Annotated in this window: 27 protein-coding genes; 7 read left to right on the top strand and 20 right to left on the bottom strand. The window is 70.6% G+C overall.

Features of this window, described 5'->3' with window-relative positions:
* Window positions 1–68: 68 nt before the first annotated feature.
* Window positions 69–1,202: a thiamine pyrophosphate-dependent dehydrogenase E1 component subunit alpha gene (locus tag GQQ92_RS06630; protein ID WP_372493372.1), complete on the bottom strand. Its 1,134-nt coding sequence runs from the start codon at window positions 1,200–1,202 to the stop codon at window positions 69–71.
* Between the two features lie 16 nt (window positions 1,203–1,218).
* Entirely contained in the window at window positions 1,219–2,328 is a 1,110-nt protein-coding gene (locus tag GQQ92_RS06635) for a histidinol-phosphate transaminase (RefSeq protein WP_156998445.1), read from the bottom strand.
* Window positions 2,329–2,382: 54 nt separating this feature from the next.
* On the opposite strand from GQQ92_RS06635, the gene GQQ92_RS06640 reads away from it, so the two are divergent.
* Window positions 2,383–2,766: a phage holin family protein gene (locus GQQ92_RS06640; RefSeq protein WP_156998446.1), complete on the top strand. Its 384-nt coding sequence runs from the start codon at window positions 2,383–2,385 to the stop codon at window positions 2,764–2,766.
* A gap of 55 nt (window positions 2,767–2,821) precedes the next feature.
* On the opposite strand, the gene GQQ92_RS06645 is transcribed toward GQQ92_RS06640, so the two are convergent.
* The 3 genes from GQQ92_RS06645 to GQQ92_RS06655 all read right to left on the bottom strand — a co-directional run bounded on the left by GQQ92_RS06645 (window position 2,822) and on the right by GQQ92_RS06655 (window position 5,709).
* Window positions 2,822–4,366, bottom strand: coding sequence for a hypothetical protein (locus tag GQQ92_RS06645; RefSeq protein WP_156998447.1), 1,545 nt, complete (start codon window positions 4,364–4,366; stop codon window positions 2,822–2,824).
* Entirely contained in the window at window positions 4,363–4,707 is a 345-nt protein-coding gene (locus GQQ92_RS06650) for a hypothetical protein (RefSeq protein ID WP_156998448.1), read from the bottom strand. Before GQQ92_RS06650 ends, GQQ92_RS06645 begins: the two co-directional genes overlap by 4 nt.
* A 102-nt stretch (window positions 4,708–4,809) precedes the next feature.
* Window positions 4,810–5,709: an aminoglycoside phosphotransferase family protein gene (locus tag GQQ92_RS06655; RefSeq protein WP_156998449.1), complete on the bottom strand. Its 900-nt coding sequence runs from the start codon at window positions 5,707–5,709 to the stop codon at window positions 4,810–4,812.
* A 164-nt stretch (window positions 5,710–5,873) separates the two neighbouring features.
* On the opposite strand from GQQ92_RS06655, the gene GQQ92_RS06660 reads away from it, so the two are divergent.
* The 3 genes from GQQ92_RS06660 to GQQ92_RS06670 are packed head-to-tail and all read left to right on the top strand — an operon-like array spanning window position 5,874 to window position 8,683.
* Entirely contained in the window at window positions 5,874–6,401 is a 528-nt protein-coding gene (locus tag GQQ92_RS06660; protein ID WP_156998450.1) for a low molecular weight protein-tyrosine-phosphatase, read from the top strand.
* Window positions 6,398–7,780: an adenylosuccinate lyase gene (purB, locus tag GQQ92_RS06665; RefSeq protein ID WP_156998451.1), complete on the top strand. Its 1,383-nt coding sequence runs from the start codon at window positions 6,398–6,400 to the stop codon at window positions 7,778–7,780. Before GQQ92_RS06660 ends, purB begins: the two co-directional genes overlap by 4 nt.
* A 3-nt stretch (window positions 7,781–7,783) precedes the next feature.
* Window positions 7,784–8,683: a hypothetical protein gene (locus GQQ92_RS06670; protein ID WP_156998452.1), complete on the top strand. Its 900-nt coding sequence runs from the start codon at window positions 7,784–7,786 to the stop codon at window positions 8,681–8,683.
* Window positions 8,684–8,823: 140 nt separating this feature from the next.
* On the opposite strand, the gene GQQ92_RS06675 is transcribed toward GQQ92_RS06670, so the two are convergent.
* From GQQ92_RS06675 to GQQ92_RS06690, 4 genes are all read right to left on the bottom strand, one after another.
* Window positions 8,824–9,186 carry a hypothetical protein gene (locus tag GQQ92_RS06675; protein ID WP_156998453.1) on the bottom strand — a complete coding sequence of 121 codons (363 nt, stop codon included), beginning with the start codon at window positions 9,184–9,186 and terminating at the stop codon, window positions 8,824–8,826.
* Entirely contained in the window at window positions 9,183–9,767 is a 585-nt protein-coding gene (locus tag GQQ92_RS06680) for a DUF308 domain-containing protein (RefSeq protein ID WP_156998454.1), read from the bottom strand. The genes GQQ92_RS06675 and GQQ92_RS06680 overlap by 4 nt, the downstream gene beginning before the upstream one ends.
* A 272-nt stretch (window positions 9,768–10,039) precedes the next feature.
* Window positions 10,040–11,467: a Re/Si-specific NAD(P)(+) transhydrogenase subunit beta gene (gene pntB / locus GQQ92_RS06685; RefSeq protein WP_232057547.1), complete on the bottom strand. Its 1,428-nt coding sequence runs from the start codon at window positions 11,465–11,467 to the stop codon at window positions 10,040–10,042.
* Window positions 11,468–11,499: 32 nt separating this feature from the next.
* Window positions 11,500–13,098: a Re/Si-specific NAD(P)(+) transhydrogenase subunit alpha gene (locus GQQ92_RS06690; RefSeq protein WP_156998456.1), complete on the bottom strand. Its 1,599-nt coding sequence runs from the start codon at window positions 13,096–13,098 to the stop codon at window positions 11,500–11,502.
* A gap of 344 nt (window positions 13,099–13,442) precedes the next feature.
* Between GQQ92_RS06690 and GQQ92_RS06695 the strand changes: the two genes are divergently transcribed.
* Window positions 13,443–14,159 carry an IclR family transcriptional regulator gene (locus GQQ92_RS06695; RefSeq protein WP_156998457.1) on the top strand — a complete coding sequence of 239 codons (717 nt, stop codon included), beginning with the start codon at window positions 13,443–13,445 and terminating at the stop codon, window positions 14,157–14,159.
* Window positions 14,160–14,274: 115 nt separating this feature from the next.
* Here the strand turns inward: GQQ92_RS06695 and GQQ92_RS06700 are convergent, their stop codons facing one another.
* The 9 genes from GQQ92_RS06700 to GQQ92_RS06740 form a co-directional block, all read right to left on the bottom strand.
* Window positions 14,275–16,230: an FAD-binding monooxygenase gene (locus GQQ92_RS06700; RefSeq protein ID WP_156998458.1), complete on the bottom strand. Its 1,956-nt coding sequence runs from the start codon at window positions 16,228–16,230 to the stop codon at window positions 14,275–14,277.
* A gap of 125 nt (window positions 16,231–16,355) precedes the next feature.
* Window positions 16,356–17,036, bottom strand: a complete 681-nt coding sequence (locus GQQ92_RS06705; protein ID WP_156998459.1) for a cation transporter — start codon at window positions 17,034–17,036, stop codon at window positions 16,356–16,358.
* A complete protein-coding gene (locus tag GQQ92_RS06710; protein ID WP_156998460.1) occupies window positions 17,033–17,371 on the bottom strand; it encodes an ArsR/SmtB family transcription factor in 339 nt (112 codons plus the stop codon). Before GQQ92_RS06710 ends, GQQ92_RS06705 begins: the two co-directional genes overlap by 4 nt.
* A 52-nt stretch (window positions 17,372–17,423) precedes the next feature.
* Window positions 17,424–18,188, bottom strand: coding sequence for an ABC transporter permease (locus GQQ92_RS06715; RefSeq protein WP_156998461.1), 765 nt, complete (start codon window positions 18,186–18,188; stop codon window positions 17,424–17,426).
* The gene (locus tag GQQ92_RS06720; RefSeq protein ID WP_156998462.1) at window positions 18,185–19,045 is read right to left on the bottom strand and encodes an ABC transporter ATP-binding protein; all 861 of its coding nucleotides are present in this window, start codon (window positions 19,043–19,045) and stop codon (window positions 18,185–18,187) included. Before GQQ92_RS06720 ends, GQQ92_RS06715 begins: the two co-directional genes overlap by 4 nt.
* Window positions 19,042–19,410, bottom strand: coding sequence for a DUF1048 domain-containing protein (locus GQQ92_RS06725; RefSeq protein WP_156998463.1), 369 nt, complete (start codon window positions 19,408–19,410; stop codon window positions 19,042–19,044). Before GQQ92_RS06725 ends, GQQ92_RS06720 begins: the two co-directional genes overlap by 4 nt.
* Window positions 19,411–19,412: 2 nt before the next feature.
* Window positions 19,413–19,778 (bottom strand): PadR family transcriptional regulator, encoded by a 366-nt coding sequence (locus GQQ92_RS06730; protein WP_156998464.1) that lies wholly within the window; start codon window positions 19,776–19,778, stop codon window positions 19,413–19,415.
* A gap of 246 nt (window positions 19,779–20,024) precedes the next feature.
* On the bottom strand, window positions 20,025–20,393 hold the full coding sequence (locus GQQ92_RS06735; protein WP_156998465.1) for a hypothetical protein: 369 nt from the start codon (window positions 20,391–20,393) through the stop codon (window positions 20,025–20,027).
* Window positions 20,394–20,473: 80 nt separating this feature from the next.
* Window positions 20,474–21,070 (bottom strand): TetR/AcrR family transcriptional regulator, encoded by a 597-nt coding sequence (locus GQQ92_RS06740; RefSeq protein WP_232057548.1) that lies wholly within the window; start codon window positions 21,068–21,070, stop codon window positions 20,474–20,476.
* A gap of 37 nt (window positions 21,071–21,107) precedes the next feature.
* On the opposite strand from GQQ92_RS06740, the gene GQQ92_RS06745 reads away from it, so the two are divergent.
* A complete protein-coding gene (locus GQQ92_RS06745; RefSeq protein ID WP_156998467.1) occupies window positions 21,108–21,587 on the top strand; it encodes a DUF6326 family protein in 480 nt (159 codons plus the stop codon).
* Between the two features lie 83 nt (window positions 21,588–21,670).
* On the top strand, window positions 21,671–22,060 hold the full coding sequence (locus tag GQQ92_RS06750; protein WP_156998468.1) for a DUF1801 domain-containing protein: 390 nt from the start codon (window positions 21,671–21,673) through the stop codon (window positions 22,058–22,060).
* 113 nt (window positions 22,061–22,173) lie between these two features.
* Here the strand turns inward: GQQ92_RS06750 and dnaB are convergent, their stop codons facing one another.
* Together dnaB and rplI are read right to left on the bottom strand one after the other, a co-directional pair.
* Window positions 22,174–23,547 (bottom strand): replicative DNA helicase, encoded by a 1,374-nt coding sequence (dnaB, locus tag GQQ92_RS06755; RefSeq protein ID WP_156998811.1) that lies wholly within the window; start codon window positions 23,545–23,547, stop codon window positions 22,174–22,176.
* A gap of 641 nt (window positions 23,548–24,188) precedes the next feature.
* Window positions 24,189–24,641 (bottom strand): 50S ribosomal protein L9, encoded by a 453-nt coding sequence (gene rplI, locus GQQ92_RS06760; RefSeq protein WP_156998469.1) that lies wholly within the window; start codon window positions 24,639–24,641, stop codon window positions 24,189–24,191.
* Between the last annotated feature and the right edge of the window lie 5 nt (window positions 24,642–24,646).

Raw genomic sequence — 24,646 nt, forward strand, 5'->3', positions numbered from 1 at the left:
GGCTTCCCCGACGTTCGCGGCGTCGGGCTCGATCGCCCCGGCCCGGAGCTGCTCCTCGGTGTCGGTGCTCATGCGGCGCCCCCCTCGAATCCGTTCTCGTACGCGTCGAGCCAGGCCGCCTGCTCGACCATCAGCGGATGCGCCTCGCTGTACACGTGCTCGAAGATCTTCTCGCGCGTCGGGGCCGTCAGCTCGAGCGCCCGCTTGCGGACGTCGCTCGCGACATCCGCCGCCTCCTCGTCGGCCGAGGCGAAGAACTCCGCCGATGCGCCGCGGGACTCGAGCCACGTGCGGTAGCGCGAGATGGGGTCGCGCTCGGCCCAGTAGCCGACCTCGTCGTCGGTGCGGTACTTGGTGGGGTCGTCGGCCGTGGTGTGCGCGCCCATGCGGTAGGTGAGCGCCTCGATGAACGTCGGCCCCTCGCCCGCACGCGCCTCCTCGAGGGCGACGCGGCTCGCGGCGTAGCTGACGAGCACGTCGTTGCCGTCGATGCGGAGGCTCGGCATGCCGAATCCGCCGCCGCGGAGCCCGAGCGGGCTGCGGGACTGGCGCGAGACGGGAACCGAGATCGCCCACTGGTTGTTCTGCACGAAGAAGACCTGCGGCGTCTGGTAGCTCGACGCGAACACGAGCGCCTCGCTCGCGTCGCCCTGGGAGGTGGCCCCGTCGCCGTAGTAGACCAGCACCGCGGCATCCGTCTCGGGATCTCCGGTGCCGCAGGCGCCATCGAATCGGATGCCCATGGCGTAGCCCGTGGAGTGGAGCGTCTGCGACGCGAGCACGAGCGTGTAGAGGTGGAAGTTGCCGACCTCGTCGGGGTTCCAGCCGCCAAGCGTGGCGCCGCGCAGGAGGGCGAAGATGCGCACGGGGTCGAGCCCGCGGATCATGCCCGCGATGTGCTCGCGGTACGACGGGAAGATGTGGTCTTGGGGGCGCGCGGCACGGGCGGAGCCGACCTGGGCGGCCTCCTGGCCGAGGCTCGGCACCCAGAGTGCGAGCTGGCCCTGCCGCTGCAGGTTCGCGCCGGTGACATCGATGCGGCGGGACACCGTCATGTCGCGATAGAACTGCTCGAGCGCGTCGTCGCCGAGCGCCTCGATCAGCGGGAGGTAGGCCTCGGCCTCTGGGCTCGGCCGGAGCTCGCCCTGAGGTGTCAGCAGTTGCACCGTCGGCGCGGTGAATTCACGTTCCTGAGCGACCACCGTTCCACGCTACCCGCTAGTTCAGGCGCCCTTCTTGTGAAGTCGGCACAAGCTCGCCGAGAATCCCGAGGAGGATATCGACAGACGCCTCTTCGCCGATCGACACGCGGATGCCCTCGGGCGGGAAGGCGCGGGCGACGACGGATGCCTCGAAGAGCCGCTCGGCCACCTCCGCGGTCTGCTCGCCGGTCGGGAGCCAGACGAAGTTGCCCTGCGCCTCGGGCACCTGCCAGCCCTGCGCGATCAGCCCCGACCGCAGACGGTCGCGCCGCTCGGCGAGGGCGGCGACGCGTTCGAGGAGCTCGGCCTCGGCGGCGGGCTCGAGCGAGGCGAGCGCACCGGCAGAGGATGCCGCGGTCACGCCCAGCGGGATCGCCGTGGCGCGTGCGGCGTCGAGGATCGCGACGGGTCCGACCGCGTAGCCGACGCGGAGGCCCGCGAGCCCGTAGGCCTTCGAGAAGGTGCGCAGCAGCACGAGGTTGGGGTAGCGCCCGATGAGGTCGGCCCCGTCGACGGATGCCTCGACGGTGACGAACTCGCGGTACGCCTCGTCGAGCAGCACGAGCCGGTCGGCCGGGACCTTCGCCATGAACGCCTCGAACTCGGCCGCCGTCACGAGCACGCCGGTCGGGTTGTTGGGGGAGCAGACGATGACGACGCGGGTGCGGTCGGTGATCGCGGCCGCGATGGCGTCGAGGTCGTGGCCATGGTCGGCGCGATTCGGCACCTGCACGCTCTTCGCGCCGGCGACCGTCACCAGGCCCGGGTACGCCTCGAAGGAGCGCCACGAGTAGACGACCTCGTCGCCGGGGCTCGCGGCGGCGAGCACGAACTGGGCGATCAGCGCGACGGACCCGGCGCCCACGATGACCTCGTCGGCGGTGACGCCGAACCGAGTCGCGAGTCGCTCGCGCAGGGCGAGCGCGGTCGCGTCGGGGTACCGGTTGATCTGCGCGGCGGAGGCGGCCACGGCCTCGACGACGCCGGCGAGCGGATCGAACGGGTTCTCGTTGCTGGAGAGCTTGAAGCCGTCGGCGGGCGCCGGACGGCCCTGCCGGTACGGGGGAAGGGCTGCGATCTCGGGGCGCAGCCGGATTCCGGGCGTCGTCGACTCGGATGCGGTCATGTTTTCCACCGTACCTTCTCGCCCACGCGACGGAATCGGTGGAAGAGTGGTGCCATGCGCTTCATCGTCAAGGTCATCGTCGTCGCCTTCGCCCTCTGGCTCACCACGCTGCTGGTGAGCGGTGTCTCGGTCGTGCCCTACGACGACACCGCGGTCGGCCAGGTGCTCACGTACCTGCTCGTCGCCGCCATCTTCGGGCTCGTGAACGCGATCATCGGCACGTTCATCCGCGTCGTCGCCTTCCCGATCTACGTGCTGACGCTCGGACTCATCTCGTTCATCGTCAACGGCCTGCTGCTGCTGCTCGTCGACTGGATCAGCGACCTCATGGGCTTCGGCCTCCAGGTCGAGAGCTTCTGGTGGGGCGTGCTCGGAGCGCTCGTGCTCGGCCTGTTCAGCTGGCTCATCGGCCTCGTGGTGCGACCCAGCCGCGACTGACGCGCGCGCCGCTCGGCCCGCACCCACCACCAGGCCGCGCTCCACGCCGCACCTCTCACTCGCGCGACGCCCGCCAACGGGTGCGCTCCCCGGTCGCGCCGCCGGTGAAGTCCGCCACGGTCGCCCGGAACGCGACGAGCTGTTCGGCTTCGGACGCGTCGAAGCGTTCGGCGGTCTCGCGGTATCGCGTGAGACGGTGCGCCGGGAGCGCTTCAGCGCTCCCGTGGCCGGCGTCGAGCACCTCGCGCGAGACGACGAGCATGTCGAGCGCGCGGCCCCCGGCGCCCCCGGATCCGCCGGTCGCCGGGACGAGGTCTTCGACGTGCTCGACCGAGAGGAACGGGACCCCCGGCTGAATCGGCGCGGACGCGACCGGCCCGCCGAGACTGACCCCGGCGACGACGTTGAGCTCCGGGTCGGAGGCGAGACCGGCGACGACCACGCCGCCGCCCGAATGCCCGATCGCGAGCACCGGATCGGCCGGATCGGCGCCGGCCGCGGCGAGCGCGGCGCGCACCGCACGGTCGGCGGCCCCCGAATCGGCGCCGAAGACGCGGAGGTCGTCGAGCGGTGAAGACTGCGCGACGCTGTGGAGGTTGGAGGTCATGTCGGAGGACTCCGAACCCGCCTCGAGGGTGAAGTCGACCGTGCCGCCGACATACGCGATCCACCGGTTCTCACCGTCGACGTCGTAGCGCTCGATCGTGATCTGCGCGCGGCCGTCGCTCGGCGGCACCCGCTGCGCGAGGTCGCCGAGGCCGGTCGGGGCGGGCACCGGGAAACGACCGTTCGGCGGCGCCGCATCGGTGGGGTTGCGTTCGGGAGCCACGCGCTCGACCTTGACCGGCCCATCGGTGAGGAGTCGGCCGCCGACGGCCGCGGACGCGAGTCCGGCCAGCCCGAGCAGCCCAGATGCGCTCTCGGACGCGTCGATGGCGGACGCGATGCCGATCGCCGCCGTGCCGAAGGCGGTGGCGAGGGCGTAGTCGTCGGCGTGGTCCGCCACGGTGCGCACGAGCCGCACGAAGGACGGGTCGCTCAGCAGGTCGCGATGCTCGGTCAGCCACTGCACGAGCGGCAGGTCGCCCGGGCGCGGCTCCAGCCCGAGAAGTCGGGTGATGCCGACCGCGACGGCGACGTGCGGGGCGGCCACGACCGCGCCGCCGACCGTGCGGATCACGACTCCCGTGGTCAGCAGGCCCAGTGCGACGGCGCCGATGCGGCCGCCGATGTCCCAGAGGGCGCCGACGCATCGCTCGGTTGCGCCGTAGCGCTCGGCGGCTTCGAGGAGGCGCGTCCGCATCGATTCGAGGAGATCGTGCGCTTCGCCGAGCGCGGTCCCCGCTGCGGGGCCGACCGAGGCAACGCCCGGCGCTGCGCCGAACGACCCGGTCGGGACGGCGCCGAACGACCCGAGGGGCACGGCGCCACAGGATCCGGAGGTGACGGCGTCACCGAGTCTGGAGCGGATCGCCTCGAACCGGTCGATCCACCCCTGCACGCTCGTCGCCGCCGCCCCGAGCCGGCCCGCGTCGACGAAGAGCGAGTCGACCGCGACCGAGGTCGTACCGCCGCCGGAGATGATGAGGTCGTCGCTCACGCCCCTGGCCCCGCCGCGAGGATCGCGTTCTGCTCGACAAGGCGCCCCTCGAGTCGCCAGGCGTCGGACGAGAGGGCCTGCGCGGCATCGGCGAGCACCGCCGCCGCGGAGCAGAGGGAACTGCGGGCCTCCCCGAGCATCACTCCGTACGCGTCGCCGGCCTCGGATCGCCACTGCTCGGGCTCGCAGGGCAGGTACGCGAACGCGCCCGCGCTCACGTCGTCGGCCAATGCGCTCAGGTCGGCGGCGCCCTGCCGCGCGAGGTCGACCTGGTCGGACGTGACGGCGACGCCGGTGGCCATGGCCCAGATGAGCTCGTCGTAGGCGGGGTTTCGAGACATGCGTGCCAGTCTCGCGACGCCGGGTCGCCCGACCGCGCCCGGACGCCGCCCCGCATGATGCCCTCCGCGATCGGGCGCCTGTGGAGGACGACCCGCGCCCGCTCAGCCCTCGGCCGCCACTCCCGCCAGGATCCGCGCCCCGAGCCTCCCGTACGGGCTCTCGGCGTCGAGCGCATCGACGAGCGCGGTCCCCATCACGACCGCCCAGCCGCGGGCGCGCTCCCAGGTCGCGTCGTCGACCGCGGCGAGGGCGCCGACCTGCGCGATGAACGCCGCCCGTCCGCGCGGACCGAACGTGAGCCAGGCGGTCGCGAGATCGGTCGCGGGGTCGCCCGACGTGAGATCGCCGAAGTCGACGACCCCGGCCAGGCCCCCGTCGGAGCGCACGAGCAAGTTGCCCGGATGCAGGTCGCCGTGCACCCAGACCGGGGGACCGGCCCAGACGGATGCCGCGAGCGCGCGCTCCCACACCCGCCCGAGCACCTCGGGGTCCGCCGCCCTGCCGCGCGCGAGGCGTGCCCGGACGTCGGCGTCGCGCGCGGCGAGCGGAACGCCCCGGTACGGGTTCTCGGGCGCATCGCGCGGCGCGGGCACGCCGAGGGCGATGACGAACGCCGCGAGCGCCTCGGCCGCGGCATCCGTGCCCCGCTCCTCCGAGGAGGGGGCCAGCGCCGAGGCCCCCGGCAGCCACGGCACGATGCTCCACGGCACGTCGTAGCCGAGCTCGGGAGCCGGCCGGCCGACGCGCACCGGAACGGGGATCGCGGTCGGCAGTCGGGGCGCGAGTTCGGGAAGCCACCGTTGCTCGCCGAGCAGCAACGGGACGGCGATCTCGCGCCGCGGCATCCGCACCGCCAGCTCCGGCCCCAGCCGGAACATGACGTTGTCCCATCCGTGGCCCGCGAGGCGCACGGGGCCGACGAGATCGGGATGCTGGCTCGCGACGAGCCGGGCCGCGAGGTCGGCGTCGACGTGGAGGTCGGGCTCAGGGGCATCCGCCACCGTCTCGCCCCTCTCGTCGACCGCCGCTCGCTTCCCGCCAGCCTAGGCGCCGCCCCGCCTGCGCGTGCCCTGCGGCTCGTCGACGGCCGCGATCGTGGCGAGCAGACGCGGATGCCGCGAATTGCCTCCTGTGCGACGGCGGGTTCTCGACCACAATGGAGGGCATGACGCGTGCGGATGCCGCTGGGGATTCGGCGCAGCCCTTCCGTGTTTCCTTCGTGTGCACCGGCAACATCTGCCGCTCGCCGATGGCCGAGGCGGTGCTGCGCTCGCTCGCCGACCGCGCCGGCCTCGCCGATCGACTCGCCATCGAGTCCGCGGCGACCGGCGACTGGCACGTGGGAGAGCAGGCCGACCGGCGCACGCTCGCGGCCCTCGAACGTGCCGGCTACGACGCGTCGCGGCACCGCGCACGGCAGTTCGATCCGGGGGACTTCGCCGCGCTCGACCTGGTGGTCGCGTTCGACCGCGGTCAGGCCCGAATCCTGCGCAACTGGGCGCCGTCCCCGTCGGAGCAGCAGAACGTGCGGCTCCTCCTCGAGTTCGATGCCGAACTGGCGCCGCTGCAGGACGTTCCGGACCCGTACTATTCCGATGCGGCGGCCTTCGACCGAGTTCTTGGGATGATAGAGCAGGCGACTCGGGCGCTCTTCCGCCAACTCGCTCCCGCTCTCAGACAAGGAACACGATGACCACGCTGCCTCCCCAGCCGCTCAGCCCGCTCGACGGACGGTACCGCTCGGCCGTCGGCACCCTCGGCGAGCACCTCTCAGAAGCCGGCCTCAACCGGGCCCGCGTGCACGTCGAGGTCGAGTGGCTCATCGCGCAGACCGACCGCGGATTCTTCGGCACCTCGCCGCTCTCGGCCGGCCAGCAGGCGGCCCTGCGCCGCGTCGTCACCGAGTTCGGCCAGCCCGACATCGACGAGCTCGCCTCGCTCGAGGCCACCACCCGGCACGACGTCAAGGCGATCGAGTACTACGTGCGCCGTCGTCTCACCGACCTCGGCCTCGACCACCTCGCCGAGCTCACCCACTTCGCGTGCACCAGTGAAGACATCAACAACCTCTCGTACGCGATCACCGTGCGCGACGCCGTGCAGCAGGTCTGGCTGCCCAAGTACCGCGCCGTCATCGACACGATCGTCGGGCTCGCCCGCGAGCACCGCGACGCGGCGATGCTCTCGCGCACGCACGGCCAGCCCGCGACCCCCTCGACCATGGGCAAGGAGCTCGCGGTCTTCGTGCACCGCCTCGAGCGCATCGCGAAGCAGATCGAGGCGACCGAGTACCTCGGCAAGTTCTCGGGCGCGACCGGCACCTTCTCGGCCCACGTGGTCGCGGCTCCGGATGTCTCGTGGCCCGACGTGTCGCGCGAGTTCGTCGAGTCGCTCGGCCTCACCTGGAACCCCCTCACCACGCAGATCGAGTCGCACGACTGGCAGGCCGAGCTCTACAGCAGGGTCTCGCACGCGAACCGGGTGCTGCACAACCTCGCGACCGACATCTGGACGTACATCTCGCTCGGCATCTTCCGTCAGATCCCGGTGGCCGGCGCGACCGGGTCGTCGACGATGCCGCACAAGGTCAACCCGATCCGCTTCGAGAACGCCGAGGCGAACCTCGAGCTCTCGAGCGCCCTGCTCGACTCGCTCGCCGCGACCCTCGTGACCTCGCGCCTCCAGCGCGACCTCACCGACTCCAGCGCGCAGCGCAACATCGGCGTCGGCTTCGGGCACTCGATGCTCGCGCTCGACAACATCCAGCGCGGCCTCGGCGAGATCGACCTCGACCTCGACGTGCTCGCGGCCGACCTCGACGGCAACTGGGAGGTGCTCGGCGAGGCGATCCAGACGGTGATCCGCGCCGAGGTGGCCGCCGGGCGTTCGAGCATCGCCGACCCGTACGCGCTGCTCAAGGAGCTCACGCGCGGCCGCCGCATCGGCGCCTCCGATCTGGCCGAGTTCGTGAGCGGCCTCGAGATCGGCGACGACGCCAAGCAGCGCCTGCTCGCCCTCACGCCCGGCACCTACACCGGCATCGCCTCCGACCTCGTCGACCGCCTCGGCTGAGTCATGAGCGCCGTGGCCCGCGCCGTGGTCTTCGTGGCCGCTGCATTCGCCGCGGTGTCGCTTCTCACCGCTTGCGCGGCGCCGGACGCGCGCGCTTCAGCCCCGTCGCCGAGCTCGGCGCCGACGGTCGCCGCGGGCGAACCTTCCGGCGAACCCGCCGGAGACCCTGTCGCGCTCGTGGGCCTCTGGCGGGTCTCCGGTGCCGTGGGGGAGGGTTCCGAGACGTGGCTCCGTCTGGGAGCAGGCGAACTCGTACTCTGGCGTGAATGCGGCATTCTGCATGGCGCATGGACCGCCGCCGACCGGGCGTTCCTCGCCCAGATCTTCGGCTGGAGCGGATCGTGCTCGATGGACTCGCCGGTGGTCCCATGGCTCGACGCAGCCGCATCGTATCGAGCAGCCGGTGACGGATGGCAACTCCTCGACCCCGAGGGCCGGGTCGTCGCCTCACTCGCAATCGACGGCGCGCCCCAACCGATCGACACGGCGGACCCCTCGTTTGCAGAAACGCCCGTGATCGACGAGCGCGTGCGGGCGAGTTTCGCCGACGTGCCACCGCTTCCCGCGGGGCTCAGACCTGCCACCTCGGCAGACCTTGCCGGGCGCTGGATCCCGGCCGGCATCTCCGTCTCGACGGATCCGCATGTCGAATTCATGGCCGGCCGAGCTTGGCGTGGATCCGACGGGTGCAACGGGCAGGCGGCACGTTGGACGTTGGAGTCCGACGGCAGGATGCTCACGACCGGAGGCCTGTCGACGTCGATCGGGTGCGAAGGCGCAGATGTGCCGGGATGGGTATCCGGCACCCGGCTCGTCGGGTTCGAGGGTGCGGAACTCGTGCTGCTCGATCGCGACGCCGTCGAACTCGGACGACTGGTGCGCGAGCGAGCCGAGGCCCCCTGAGGCCGGCGGCCTTCGCTCGAAGAGGTCGTAGCGAAGTACCGGAGTACCGGAGTCCCGGTTGCACGGTTGCACGGACCGGACACCGGAGCTGAGACGCACCGCTCGTCGCCCGCGATGGTCAGACGATCAGTGCCGCGTGATCAGTGCCGTGTCGGGGCATCGGGACGGTCGGTTCCCGCCGAATCAGGACCGGAGGCGTCGGGTGTCTCGCCCGCGACCGGGTGCTCGCCCGTGGCATCCGCCTTCGCTGCGGCATCCGCAGCACCCTCGAGCTCGGCGGTCTCGGCCGCGTCGGGCTTGAAGGTCATGGCGATCAGCGCGAGCACCATGAGCACGATGATGAACACGCCGCCCGTGCCGATGGCCGCGAGCATGAGGTCGCGCGTCGCGAACAGCGCAACGCCGCCCACGAAGAGCGCGGCGATCGCGGCGCCGCCGACGTACTCGGCCGGGCGCAGCAGTTCTCGGCGGCTGGGCTCGTAGTCGCCGGTCGGCTTGGTCACAGGTGCTGCTCCGATTCTGCTGCCTTGGCGTCAGCCGCCGCAGCCCACTTCGACGAGAGGCCCCCGATGACGAGATACACGCCGAGGATCACGAGATACGCGCCGAGGAACCCGACCGTCGTGACCGCGTCGGGCGGCAGCAGCAGGAACACGATGGCGAGGATCGCGGTGAACGCGCCCGCCGCGATCCAGTCGCGCGCCACCGACGTGCGGCCGCGGCCGCGGAACCCGGCGTAGAGCTCGACGAAACCGGTGACGGCCGCCCACACGCTCACCAGGAAGAGCAGGAACGCCAGCCCGCCGGGAACGGTCAGCGCGAGCAGACCGGCCACGACCGTGACGACCGCGTTCACCGCGAAGAGCGAGCGGATGACCCGGTCGTCGACGAACCGCAGCGACAGCGCCCCGACGACGAGCCCGGACACGATCGCCCAGGCGCCGAACGTCACGAGGCCGAGCGTCGCGGAATGATCCTGCGAGAACGTGATGACCACGGCCGGGATGAGCGCGAGGAGTCCGCGCACGACCGGAACGACCCAGTACTGGGGGCGCTCCGGGGCGGAATCGCGGGCGGTGGCCACGGCGACCTCTTTCACATCGGAGGGGGATACCGATCCATCCTACGCGTCGGCACGCGCCGATCCTGTGAGCACGCAGGGCCGCCGGCCGAGGAGCCCGCCGGTCGAGGAGCGCAGCGTCTCGAGACCAGCGCCGGTCGAGGAGCGCAGCGTCTCGACGCCAGCGCCGGTAGGTCTCGAGACGGCGCCGGCGCGCCTCCTCGACCGACGAGCCCCAGCGCCGGCGCGCCTCGACCGACGAGCGCAGCGCCGGCGCGCCTCCTCGACCGACGAACTCAGAGCGCGCGCAGGATGTCCTCGACGCGGTCCTTCGCATCGCCGAACAGCATCTGCGTGTTGTCGCGGGTGAAGAGCGGGTTCGCGACGCCCGCGTAGCCGGCGGCCATCGACCGCTTGAACACGATGACGTTCGACGCCTCCCACACGCGCAGCACCGGCATGCCCGCGATGGGGCTGCCCGGATCCTCCGCCGCGGCGGGATTCACGGTGTCGTTCGCCCCGATCACGAGGACCACCGTGGTGTCGGCGAAGTCGTCGTTGATCTCGTCCATCTCCTCGACGACGTCGTAGGGCACCTTCGCCTCGGCGAGCAGCACGTTCATGTGCCCGGGCAGCCGCCCGGCGACCGGGTGGATGCCGAACCGCACGTCGACGCCGCGTTCGCGGAGCTTCGCGGTGAGGTCGGCGACCGGATGCTGCGCCTGCGCGACCGCCATGCCGTAGCCGGGCGTGATGATCACGCTCGTGGCGTCGCGCAGCAGCGCCGCGGCATCCGTCGCCGTGATCTCGTGGATCTCCCCCTGCTCCTCCTCGGCGGACGATGCGGCCGGGGCGGCGATGCCGAAGCCGCCCGCGATGACCGAGATGAACGACCGGTTCATGGCCTTGCACATGATGTACGACAGGTACGCACCCGACGAGCCGACGAGCGCGCCGGTCACGATGAGCAGGTCGTTGTTCAGCAGGAAGCCGGCCGCGGCGGCGGCCCACCCCGAGTAGCTGTTGAGCATCGAGATCACGACGGGCATGTCGCCGCCGCCGATCGACGCGACGAGGTGCCAGCCGAGCGCGAGCGCGAGGGCGGTGACGACGACGAGGAGCCAGAGCTCGGGCGTGATGACGTACCAGACCGTGAGCACGACGAACGCGACGAGCGCGCCGAGGTTCAGGGCGTTCTTGCCGGGCAGCATGAGCGGGGCCGACTTCATGCGGGCCGAGAGCTTGAGGAACGCGACGATCGACCCGGTGAAGGTGACGGCGCCGATGAAGACGCCGATGAACACCTCGGCGTGGTGGATGTCGAGGAGCGCTCCGGTCATGCCGGTCTCCTCGAGGGCGCCGTTCCAGCCGACCAGCACCGCGGCGAGCCCGACGAAGCTGTGCAGCAGCGCGATGAGCTCGGGCATGCCGGTCATCTCGACGACGCGGGCGCGCCAGAGCCCGATGGCGCCGCCGATGACGACGGCCGCGGCGAGCAGGCTCAGTCCGAGGGTCGCCTGCGGCGTGCCCCAGGCGTCGGACACGACGACGCCGATGGTCGCGACGAGCGCGATGGCCATGCCGGCGATGCCGTATCCGACACCGGCCTTGGCGGTTTCATGCCTGCTGAGGCCCGCGAGGCTGAGGATGAACAGCAGCGCGGCGACGATGTAGGCGGCTCCGGCGATCGACGCGGGCGTCAGGAGGGCAGAGGTTTCGGGCACGATCGGGTCTCCTCGGGTTCAGCGCGTCGCGGTCAGTGGCCGGGCCGGTCGGCCTGGGCGGCCTGTCCGGGGGCTCGTGGACCGGCGGCGGCCGGGCCTCGCGAGAACATCGCGAGCATGCGTCGGGTCACGGCGAATCCGCCGAAGATGTTGATGCTGGCCAGCAGCACGGCGACGGCCGCCAGCACCTGCACCACGAGCACGTCGCTCGTGATCTGGAGCATCGCGCCGACGACGATGATGCCCGAGATGGCATTGGTGACGCTCATGAGCGGCGTGTGCAGGGCGTGCGCGACCTTGCCGATCACGTAGAACCCGACGACGACCGAGAGCACGAGCACGGTGAAGTGCTGGGGCAGCGGGGCCGGGGCGATCGCGTTGACCGCGAAGAGCGCGGCGATGCCCACCGCGACGAGCAACACCTTCTTGACCGGTGTCATGGGCTGCTTCGCCGGCTTCACGGGGGCCGCGGCCGGTGCGGGGGCGGATGCCGCCGGCGCGGCCGAGACCTGCACCGGCGGGGGCGGCCACGTGACGGCGCCGGGCTGGGCCACCGTGACCGAGCGCTGCACGACGTCGTCGAAGTCGAGCACGAGCTCGCCGTCCTTCGCGGGTGTGAGCAGCTTCAGGAGGTTCACGACGTTCGTGCCGTAGAGCTGCGATGCCTGCGTCGGCAGGCGCGACGCCAGATCGGTGTAGCCCAGGATCACCACGCCGTTCGGCGTCACGACGCGTTCGCCGGCGACGGACCCGGCGACGTTGCCGCCCTGGCCCGCGGCCATGTCGACGATGACGCTGCCCGAGCGCATGCTCGCGACATCCGCCTCCGTGATGAGCTTGGGCGCGGGTCGTCCGGGGATGAGCGCGGTGGTGATGATGATGTCGACGTCGGCGGCCTGCTCCGAGTAGATCTCGGCGGCGCGCCGGTCGTAGTCCTCGCTCGTCGCCTTCGCATAGCCGTCGGTCGACTGCATCTGCTCGGCGACCTCGACCTTGAGGTATTCGCCGCCGATCGACTTGACCTGGTCGGCGACCTCGGGCCGCGGGTCGGTCGCCCGCACGATCGCGCCGAGGCTCGACGCCGCACCGATGGCGGCGAGTCCGGCGACGCCGGCGCCGGCGACGAGCACCTTCGCGGGCGGCACCTTGCCGGCCGCCGTCACCTGACCCGTGAAGAACCGGCCGAACTCGTGCGCGGCCTCGACGACCGCCCGGTATCCGGCGATGTTCGCCATCGAGCTCAGCACGTCCATCGACTGGGCGCGCGAGATGCGCGGCACGGCGTCCATCGCGAGCGCAGTGACGCCGCGCTCGGCGAGCGCCTGCAGCAGGTCGGGGTTGAAGGCGGGGGCGAGCAGGCCGATGAACGTCGCGCCCGGCGTCAGGGCGACGATCTCGGCCGGGGTCGGCGCGTTGACCTTGAGCACGACCTCGCTCGCGACCGCCTCGGCGCCGGACACGATGGCCGCACCCGCCTCGACGTACGCCGTGTCGGGGAAGGAGGAACGCGCGCCCGCCCCGCTCTCGACGACGACCTCGTAACCGAGGGCGGTCAGCTGCTTCACCGTCGCCGGGGTCGCGGCCACCCGGGACTCGGGGGCCTGCTCGGTCACGATCCCGATACGGGACATGCGGTGCTCCTTCACGACGACGCGTTCCGCGGGGGCGGCTCGGGTTTGGAATTCCGTCGGGCCGCGCGGGGAACGCGTCGTGCTGCGACGGTGCTGCTCGCACCACCTTAGAACACGAGTTCTTCCTGAGAGCGAAAGTTACGTTTCACTTCGTGGAAGTTCTGGATCATCGGATGTCGGTGGGCGACCCCCTCAGCGTAGGTGGCCCGCCGCTCGCAGGGAAGGACTTTCACCCCCGACGACACGAAGGAATCGGGGTTCTTTCACCGGGCGGAACTCTGGCGCGAGGGCCCGCTTCGGCCGAGGCATCCGCTCATCGATCGCCGCGTTCTAGTATCGGACGCATGACGGCCGACACCCCGAGGACCCAGACCGGATCCCAGACGCTGAGCCGCGGCATCCGCCTGCTCGAGATCCTGGCGTCGGCCGAGCGCAACCTCTCGATCGACGAGCTCGCCGCCGAGCTCGGGGTGCACCGCTCCGTCGCGTACCGCCTGCTGCGCACGCTCGAGGACCACGGGCTCGTCGCGCGCGACTCCGCCGGACGCATCGCGCTCGGCACCGGGCTCGCCGCCCTCGCCTCGGGCGTCGCCCGCGACCTGCAGCAGCTCGCGCTCCCCGAGCTGACGGATGTCGCGAACGAGTTCGGCATGACCTGCCTGCTCGCCGTGCAGGTCGACGCCGACGAGGCCGCCACGCTCGTGAGCGCCGCCCCGCGCCAGAGCATGGCCGTCGTGTCGTACCGCCCGGGCCACCGGCATCCGCTCACACACGGCGGACCGGGCAAGGCGATCCTCGCTACCCTTCCCGAGACGGCCTGGCCGGATGCCGCGGGCGACGCCCTGCGCGCCGAGATCACGGAAACCCGTGAACGGGGTTACGCGATCAGCCACGACGAGGTCGTGCCGTCGCTGCGCTCGGTCGCGGTGCCGCTCACCCTGCCGGGGCAGCCGCCCGCGTCGATCGCCGTGATCCACGTGTCGTTCCCCCGACCCGAGGCCGAGATGGCCGCGCGCCTGACCGCGGCCGCGGTCGCGATCCGTCGCGCCTACGGCGCCTGACGCCGCGCCCGCGCCCCGTGCGCCGGGTCCCCGAACTCGTGAGCGCGCGCGAATGCGACGAGTGCGCACCGGATTCGGCGCACGCTCGTCGCATTCGCGCGCGCTCGGGCTCGAGTCAGTGCGCCCGCAGCGCCCCCCGGAAGAACTCGGCGAGCTCGCCCGTGGCCGACAGCGGCAGCACCTGGGCGACGTAGTGGTCGGGGCGCACGACCACGACGACCCCGTCGCGGGAGAGCCCGCGTTCCTCGAAGATGTCGTGCGCCGGGTCGGTCGCGTACACCTTCTCGTAGTCGGTGAGTCCGAACGGCCCGGTCGCCGGGCGGAACACCGCGGGCGCCTCCATGAGGTCGACCTCGCCGTGCGGCTGCTGGTAGACGACCTTCACGTCGAACACGTCGTCGAAGCCGCCGTCGGCCGGCGCATGCGCGACGAGGGGCGAGTCGGATGCCTCCGCCAGCCACGCCGCCCAGGACGCCAGCGCCGAGGCATCCGCCCGTGACGGCGCACGATCGGCGAACGCGTAGATGCGCCAGCGGCCGTCGGCGCGATGGTGGTGGCCGAGGTGCACGGGGTTGCCGTCGCAGACGCGCTCGACGGGCGCCGACTTGAAGCGCTTGCCGACGGGGAACCCGGTCGCGAGCTCCTGGTGCTCCTGCGAGCCGACGATCATCGAGGGCTCGTACTGCGTCATGAACCCCGCCGGGAACTCGAAGGTGCGCACGTAGAACTCCTCGAGCTCGGCCGGGTCGCCGAGGTCTTCGGGCTTGGTGGCCATGAGCCTCGACCACTCGCGGTCGAAGGCGATGAGCTCCTTCGCGACGACGTGACGCTCGGCGTGGTAGGTCTCGAGCAGCGCCTCGGGGGCGCGGCCGTCGAGCACGTGCCCGAGCTTCCAGCCGATGTTCCAGCCGTCCTGCATCGACACGTTCATGCCCTGCCCGGCCTTGGCGCTGTGCGTGTGGCACGCATCGCCGGTGATGAACACGCGCGGCGTGCGCGAGCCCTGCTCCTCGACGGGCACGTCGTCGAAGCGGTCGGTGACGCGGTGCCCGACCTCGTAGACCGAGTGCCACGGCACGTTGCGCACGTCGAGCGTGTACGGGTGCAGGATGTCGTTCGCCTTCGCGATGACCTGGTCGAGCGTGGTCTTGCGCACGGCTCCGCGGTCGTCTTCGGCGACCTCGCCGAGATCGACGTACATGCGGAACAGCTGGCCGCCCTCGCGGGGGATGAGCAGGATGTTGCCCGCCTCCGACTGGATCGAGCACTTCGTGCGGATGTCGGGGAAGTCGGTCACCGCGAGGGTGTCCATCACGCCCCATGCGTGGAACGACTGGGCGCCCACGTGCTGCGCGCCGATGGACTCGCGCACCTTGCTGCGGGCACCGTCGGCGCCGACGACGAACTTGGCGCGCACCGTGCGGCGCTCGCCCGTGAGCTCGCCGTCGAGGGCCACGGCGTGCGAGGCGTCGCCCGCGCCGACGCCCACGCCGGTCGCGCGCTCGAGCGTGACCATGACGGGGTGCTCGGGGAGTTCGCCGTCGGGGCCGGGCTGGGCGATCTCGAGGCCGACGAACTCCCACCCGTAGTCGGGCACGATGCGGCCGGGGGAGTTGCGGGCGTACTCGGCGAAGTAGTCGAGCACGCGGGCCTGGTTCACGATGAGGTGCGGGAACTCGCTGATGCCCGTGGGGTCGTCGGGCGTCACCGCGGCCCGGTGGATGTTCGCGTGGTTCTCGGGATCGGGCTTCCAGAACGCCATCTCGGTGATGCGGAACGCCTCGGCGATGATGCGCTCGGCGAACCCGAAGGCCTGGAACGTCTCGACGCTGCGCGCCTGGATGCCGTCGGCCTGCCCGATCTCGAGCCGGCCGCCGCGGCGTTCGACGAGCCGGGTCGTGACGTCAGGGAACTGGGCGAGCTGCGCCGCGGCGACCATGCCCGCGGGGCCCGAGCCCACGATGAGCACGTCGACCTCGTCGGGCAGTTCGGTCGGGCGGTCGATGCCGACCCCGGCCGCGGGCTCGACCCTCGGGTCGCCCGACACGTATCCGTGGTGGTGGAACTGCACTGATCTGCCTCACTTCGTCGTGGGTGCTGCGAGCCATTGTTCGATAAACGAACGTGGCGTTCTGTTATCGCTCGATCAGTGTAGATCCGGAGCGCGTCGGCGACAACTCCGGGGGCGCGCGCCCGTCAGGCGGGGTCGCGGCCGTGCTCGTGCTCGTGCTCCTGCTCGTCGTCCTCGAGCAGCATGCCGACGGAGGTCGCGCAGGTGTCGCCCTGCCAGGCCTCGATGGCTTCCCGCACGGCGAACACCACGATCACGAGTCCGGCGACGGCGTCGGCCCACCACCAGCCGAGCAGGCTGTTGGCGACGAGCCCGACGAGCACTGCGGCCGAGAGGTAGGTGCAGATGAGCGTCTGCTTCGAGTCCGCGACGGCGGTGGCCGAGCCGAGCTCGCGGCCGGCGCGTCGCTCGAGCAGCGACAGGAACGGCATGATGACGACGCTGAGCGCGGTGATCACGATGCCGAGCGTCGAGTGCTCGACCTCGACCCTCGTGAACAGGGCGACCGACGACGACACGGCGACGTACGCGGCGAGGGCGAAGAAGGCGACCGCGATGACGCGGAGGGTGGGGCGTTCCCACCGCTCGGGTTCGCGGCGCGTGAACTGCCACGCGACGGCAGCGGCCGAGAGCACCTCGATGGTGGAGTCCAGGCCGAACCCGATGAGCGCTGCAGAGGATGCCGCGGCCCCGGCCGAGATGGCCACGATCGCCTCGATGACGTTGTAGGCGATCGTGGCGCCCACGATCCAGCGGATGCGGCGGTGCAGCGTGGTTCGCCGGTCGGCGATCGGGGCGGCACTCATGCGCACGTGCACGTTTCGCCGGCGCAGCATCCGGGCTCGACCACGAGGGTCACGCGCAGCAGTTCGTCGAGCGCGGCGGCGAGGTGCCCGTCGGCGAGTCGGTACGAGGCGCGCCGCCCGTCGGGCACCGACTCGACGAGCCCGCATCCGCGGAGGCAGGCGAGCTGGTTCGACATGACCTGCCGCGACACCCCCAGGCGTTCGGCGAGGTCCGACGGATAGGCCGGCTCCGCGCGGAGGGCGAGCAGCACGCCGACGCGGGTCGGGTCGGACAGGGCGTGCCCGAAGCGGGCGAGCGCGGCCGTGTGGCTCGCGGAGGCGATCGTGTCGGACATGAGCGCAAGAGTACAGCAAACGCTGAATTCATGCGATCGTGTCCGACGGGGGTCAGCTGAACTTGCGGCGGTAGATCGCGACCGACCACACGTACGCGACCACGAGGATGCCGACGAGCCAGGCCAGCGCGACCCAGATGTCGCCGCCCACCGGTTCGCCCGCGAAGAGCGCCCGCATGGTGTCGACAATCGAGGTCACCGGCTGGTTCTCGGCGAACCAGGCCACCGGGCCCGGCATCGTCTCGGTCGGCACGAAGGCCGAGCTGATGAACGGCAGGAAGATCAGCGGGTAGCTGAACGCGCTCGCGCCGTCGACGGTCTTCGCCGAGAGGCCGGCGACCACCGCGAGCCAGGTCAGCGCGAGGGTGAAGAGCACCAGCATTCCGGCGACGCCGAGCCACGCCCCCACGGATGCCCCGGTGCGGAACCCCATGAGCAGGGCGACCCCCACGACGATCGCGACCGACACCAGGTTGGCGACGAGCGAGGTCAGCACGTGCGCCCACAGCACGCTCGATCTCGCGATCGGCATCGACTGGAAGCGCTCGAAGATGCCGCCCTGCAGGTCGAGGAACAGACGGTACGAGGTGTACGCGACGCCCGACGCGATGGTGATGAGCAGGATGCCGGGCAGCATGTAGTTGATGTACGACTCGTCGGACCCGGTGCTGATCGCCCCGCCGAGCACGTAGACGAACAGCAGCATCAGCGCGATCGGGGTGACCGCCGTGGTGATGATCGTGTCGGGGCTGCGGAGGATGTGGGTCAGCGACCGGCCCGTGAGGACCCGGGTGTCGCCGAGGACATGCGCGGTCATCGGAGTTCCCTTCGGTTCTGGGCGGATGCCGCGGTGCCGGCCGTGCCCGGGGCATCCGGGCCGGCTCCGCCGGAGGCATCCGTCTCGGCACCTGCGGTCTCGCCGGTCGCGCCGACCAGGGCGAGGAAGACCTCTTCGAGCGTCGGCTGCTTCTCGACGTACTCGACCTTCGCGGCCGGCAGCAGACGCTTGAGCTCGTCGAGCGTGCCGTTCTGGATGATGGTGCCCTCGTGCAGGATCGCGATGCGGTCGGCGAGCTGCTCGGCCTCGTCGAGGTACTGCGTGGTGAGCAGCACGGTCGTGCCGCCTTCTGCGAGCCGCTTCACGGTCTGCCACACGTCGATGCGCGCCTGCGGGTCGAGGCCCGTCGTGGGCTCGTCGAGGAAGATGACCGGCGGGTCGCCGATCAGGCTCATCGCGATGTCGAGCCGACGGCGCATGCCGCCCGAGTAGGTCGCGGCGCGCCGGCCGCCGGCCTCGGTCAGCGAGAACCTGGCGAGCAGGTCGTCGGCGACGGCGCCCGGGTCGCCCAGGTGGCGGAGCTTCGCGACCAGCACGAGGTTCTCGCGGCCGGTGAGCACCTCGTCGACGGCGGCGAACTGGCCGGTGAGGCTGATCGACTCGCGCACGTCGCCCGCCTGGGCGGCGACGTCGAACCCGTGCACGCTCGCGCTCCCGGCATCCGCCTTCGTCAACGTCGCGAGGATGCGCACGAGCGTGGTCTTGCCCGCGCCGTTGGAGCCGAGGAGGGCGAAGATGCTGCCCGCCTCGACCTCGAAGTCCACGCCGCGCAGCACTCGCAGGTCGCCGAACGACTTCTCGACGCCCCGAACCCTGACGGCGGTGTCGCTCGTCATCGGCCCTCTCCCTTCTTCGCCGCGTCGATCGCCTTGACCAGGCGGGTGCGCTCCTTGTCGATCCACTGGGCGCCGCCGTACGCCTGGGCGTAGGCCTCGGCGAACTCGACGGGGTCGTCGCCGACGATCGCGCTGACGGGGGTGCCGTCGATGGCGGCGCGCTCCCACAGATCGGCGAGGTCGACGAACATCTGCACGATCGTGTCGCCGTCGGTGACGCCGCCGTAGTACATGAGGTAGCGGTTGAGCGCGCTCGCGGCGCTGCGGTGCGGCTCGGGCAGCGCCTCGATGCGGGTCTTCGCCTGCTTGTACTGCTTCTTCTGCTCGAGGGACCCGGTGATGGTTTCGATCCACTTCGCGGCCATGGTCATGCTCCTTCGTCCTGCCGGTTCTCGGTCTGCTGTCGTTCGATCTGCGTGTGGAGCTGCGCGATGCGCTCGGCGAGGAAGCCCCACGTGCGCCAGAATTCGTCGAGGTACTCGCCGCCCGCCGTGTTCAGCGAGTAGACCTTGCGCGGCGGCCCCTTCTCGGACGGGACCTTCGCCACGTCGACGAGGCCCCGCTGCTCGATCCTGATCAGGAGGGCGTAGACGGTGCCCTCGGCGATGTCGGCGAAGCCCTGCTCGCGGAGCCGTGCCGTGATCTCGTACCCGTACGCGGGGCGCACGGCGATGATCGCGAGCACGATGCCCTCGAGCGTGCCCTTGAGCATCTCGGTCGATTGCCGGCCCATCGAGCCTCTCCTTCGTTCATCGGCGCAGTCGGTACTCGGTGTTGCTGACTACCGGTACATAGTAAGCACAAGTACCGGTAGATAGCAACACTGAATAGCAGGTCGGATGCCGCGGCGTCGCGCCGTCCGGCAGGCCCGGCCCGTCGACGAGCACGGGAGATCCACGTTGCCCGGGTCGGGCAACGCCCTCATGCGCGGGCGCGGCGATGCCGCGGCGGGGTCACCGCCGCTCGGGAACTCTTGGGGTCAGCGCAGGCTGAAGCGGCTCGCGCCGATGATCACGGCCAGGGCCGCGCCGATCGCCGACACCAGCGGAACCGCGACCACGGCCAGCGCGATCGTGTTCGGGCGGAACCTCAGCCCGTCGGCCCCGCCGATGTACGCGCCGATCGGCACCGAGTAGCCTCCGCCGCCGCCGCCGCTTCCGTCGCCCTTGCCCGCGGGGATCGTGTCGGTCGCCGCGACGTCGCCCGACCCCTCTCCGCCGCCGAATCCGAACGCCACGAGTGCGACCGGCACGAGTTCGCGCCCGTCGACCGTGGTCTTCTCCCCGTATGCCACCTTCGCGCCCCACGCGGGCACCGATTCCGCCAGGTTCTCGATGAGCTTCGCCATGGCTCGACGCTACGCGCGAAGTCCGCGCGCGGCTAGACCCCGAGCACGAGTCGACGCCGTCTCGCCGGACGCGGACCTCGCTACGAGGCAGTCCTCAGCGACTCGAGCGCCGCGAGCACGAGGTCGAGGCCGAAGAGGAACTCCTCCGAGGGGTCGTAGCCGGCGGCGACGAGCTCCGCGGCGGACTCGTTGAGGTACGGGAACTCCTCGGGCGGAAGCTGGGGAAGGTAGACGCCCTCGGTCATCTCCGCCAGCTCGTCGGCGGTGTCGAACGGCAGGCTCGCCGTCTGCAGGGCGTAGCCGTAGACGTAGCTGTTGAGCGTCCAGTTGGCGTGGGTCGCGGTCAGCACCGAGAAGCCCGCCCGTCGAAGGCAGGCGGTGACCGCTTCGCGGTGGCGCAGGTTCGCGGGGCCGGGCGTCGTCCGCGACTCCATCAGGCTGATCGCCCACGGATGTCGCGCGAGCACGTCGCGCGCCGAGAGCGACTCGTGCCGCATCGCAGACTGCCAGTCGGTGCCTTCGGGCGGGAGCTCGATCTCGTCGAAGACGACGTCGATCATCGCATCGAGCAACTCGTCCTTGCTCGCCACGTAGTGGTAGAGCGACATCGCGCCCGCGCCGAGCGCTCCGGCGAGCCGGCGCATGCTCAGCCCGTCGACCCCCTCGACGTCGGCCATGCGGACCGGTGACCCGCTCCTCACGAAAGAAGAACCGATGACCATCCACACGAAGACCCCGAACCTGCTCGCCACCCCGCCGGTGCCCGTGCAGGCCAAGCTCGCCGCAGCCTGGACGAGAATCATGCTGCTCTACGTCTACGTCGACGTCGACGTCTTCAACTTCTACAAGCCCGGCGTCGTCAACGGCATCCTTGACGGAATGATCTGGCGGTTCGACATCAGTTCGACCCTGTTGACCGTGTTCCTCGCCTCGGTGTCGATCCCGGCGCTCATGGTGGTGCTCTCCGTGGCCCTGCCCGCCCGCGCGAACCGCACCGCGAACCTCGTCGTCGCAGCGGTCCTCATCCCGTACTCGATGTTCAACGCCGCCGGCACGACCTGGGAATGGGCGTTCTTCTACGGCCTCTCCATCGGAATCGAGGTGCTGCTTCTGGCCTACATCCTGCGCGCCGCCTGGACCTGGCCTCACGTCGCCGCCACCGCGGCCGAGCCCGAGCCCGCGCGGGTTCGCTGAAGGAACGCCGAATCGCGCGGCTCGCGGGATTGCGACCAACTTCGGATCTTGATTTCGTCAGCTCTCTTCGCAAGTATTCGCGCATGAGTGACAAGTCCGATTCCGAACAGATCGACGACATCATCGCGCAGCAGACCGGCTGGAAACAGGACGCCATCGTCGCGCTTCGAGCTGCGATCAAGGCCGCCGACCCGGCTGCCGTCGAGGTGGTCAAGTACAAGAAGCCCTCCAAACCGGAGGGAGTTCCGTTCTGGACGCACGACGGAGACGTCTGCTTCGTCGACGTGCTCAAGAACGCCGTAAGGCTCACGTTTGCGCGGGGCGCCCGCATGGAAGACAACGATCTCTTCAACACCCGGCTGGACAGCAAGGTCGTCCGAGCCATCGACTACTTCGATGGGGACCGCGTGGACGAAGCGGCGGTCGAAGCGCTCGTGGTCGAGGCCGTAGAACTCAACATCGCTGCCAGGTGACGGTGCTGGTGGAGGAATGCCGGAAGGAGGTACCCGTTTACGCTGCCCGATGAGAACGCCAGCACGACACGGCGACCGAAACGGCGCGATCGGCTCAGGAATGGGTCCTCGTGCTACCCCTGCACCATGTCGGCGAAGCGGGAGAAGTGGCCGTGGAAGGCGACCGTGATGGTGCGGGTGGGGCCGTTGCGGTGCTTGGCGACGATGAGGTCGGCCTCGCCGGCGCGGGGGCTGTCGCGTTCGTAGGCGGCCTCGCGGTGCAGAAGGATCACCATGTCGGCATCCTGCTCGATCGAGCCCGACTCGCGCAGGTCTGAGAGGGCCGGCATCTTGTCGGCGCGCTGCTCGGGGCCACGGTTCAGCTGCGACAGCGCGATGACCGGCACCTGGAGCTCCTTCGCGAGCAGCTTCAGCGCACGGGAGAACTCGGAGACCTCTTGCTGGCGGCTCTCGACCCGCTTGCCACTGGTCATGAGCTGCAGGTAGTCGATGACCACCATCTTGAGACCCACGCGCTGCTTGAGCCGTCGGCACTTCGCGCGGATCTCGACGAGGGTCATGTTGGGGGAGTCGTCGATGTAGAGCGGCGCGTCGTTGATGCGGCCGCGGGTCGACGCGATCGTGGTCCAGTCGCGCGAGTCGACGGTGCCCTTTCGCATGTTCTGGAGGGGCACGGATGCCTCGGCCGAGAGCAGACGCATCGCGATCTCGCTCTTGCCCATCTCGAGGCTGAAGAACACCGCGGGCAGGTCGCTGGTGATCGCGGCGGCACGGGCGAAGTCGAGCGCGAGCGTCGACTTTCCCATGGCCGGGCGCGCGGCGACGATGATCATCTGCCCGGGGTGGAACCCGTTGGTGAGGTCGTCGAGGTCGGCGAAGCCGGTCGGGACGCCCGTGAACTTGCCGTCGGTGTGCTTGGCGGCCTCGATCTCGTCGATGGCGACCGAGACGGCGTCGGAGAGCGGGACGTAGTCTTCGGTCTCGACCGAGCCCGTGACCGAGTAGATCTCGGCCTGCGCGTTGTTGACGAGGTCGACGACCTCGCCCTCGCCCGCGTACCCCATCTGCACGATGCGCGTGCCGGCCTCGACGAGGCGGCGGAGCAGCGCGCGCTCGGCGACGATCGACGCGTAGAAGCCGGCGTTGGCCGCCGTGGGCACGATGCTCGTGAGCGTGTGCAGGTACTCGATGCCGCCGGCGCGCTGCAGCTCGCCGGTCTTCGTGAGCTCGTCGGTGACGGCGATGACGTCGGTGGGCTCGCCGTGCGAGTAGAGCGTGAGGATCGCGTTGAAGACGACCTCGTGCTTGGGCACGTAGAAGTCGACGCCGCGGATGGTCTCGATGACGTCGGCGACGGCGTCTTTCGAGAGCATCATGCCGCCGAGGGCGCTCTGCTCGGCCAGGAGATCGTGGGGAGGCACTCGTTCGCCGCGGCGGGCGTCACCGTCGTCGGTCGGTTCGGCGAGCCCGATGTGCGCGATCGACAACTCCATGACCTCCGGTTCCAGCCTCGAGGGCTGCGTGATGTGCGCCCACGACCGAGTCTGCGGGAACCCACTGACATGGGGTTTCCGGTGGTGGAGAACCGGGGTATCGAGGGACGCTGCTTCACGATATGGAAGGCATCTCCACAGCACAACCCAGCCTGTGGATAACTCTGGGGAGAATCTGGGCGAAACGCCGCCCAACATGTGCAATCAGCCTGTGGATATCTGTGGAAATCGTGTGAATTACACGGGTTGAATTTCAGCTTGATCAGGTTATTAGAGTTTCCACACCTGTGTGGAAAAACTTCTTGAGAAGTCCACGGTGTGCGATACCCCACCTGTGCACAACGATCACAGGAAACGCTGAAGAATCCTTGCGTTCGGCGACCGTGAGACGCGCGGATCGGTGCGGCCCGCGCAGCCGAAGCGGGGTGCGCGACGACGACGCGCGACGTGCGACGCGAAGCCGACGCGCGACGTGCGGCGCGAAGCCGACGCGCGACGCGAACCCCGCCAGGCGACACGAACCCGCGACCGGGCGATCGCGATCCCCGCGCCCGGGCAACGCGATCCGCCGTGTGGCAACGCGAAACGGCGGCCCGGGCCGAAGCCCGAACCGCCGTTCGTCGTGCCTGCGCGAATTACTTCGCGGCGACCACCTGGAGGGTGATCGTGGCCGAGAGCTCGTCGTGCAGACGCACGATGGCCTCGTGGTCGCCGGTCGACTTGATCGGCGAGGGGATGGTGACCTTGCGCTTGTCGACCGAGCCGAGGCCGGCAGCCTCGACGGCGGCCGCGACATCCGCGGTCTTGACGGAGCCGAAGAGGCGTCCGCCGAGGCCCGCCTTGACGGCGAGCTTGACCTTGGTGGACTCGAGCGAGGCCTTGAGGGCCTGCGCGTCTTCGAGCGAGTGCAGGGCGCGAGCCGCGCGAGCGGCCTTGATCTGCTCGACCTGCTTCTCGCCACCGCGGGTCCACGGCGTCGCGAAGCCCTGGGGAACCAGGTAGTTGCGCGCGTAGCCGTTCTTGACCTCGACGACGTCGCCGGCCGTGCCGAGGCCGGTGACCTCGTGCGTGAGAATAACCTTTGCCATTGTCG

Source organism: Agromyces terreus, from assembly GCF_009749465.1.
Classification (GTDB): domain Bacteria; phylum Actinomycetota; class Actinomycetes; order Actinomycetales; family Microbacteriaceae; genus Agromyces; species Agromyces terreus.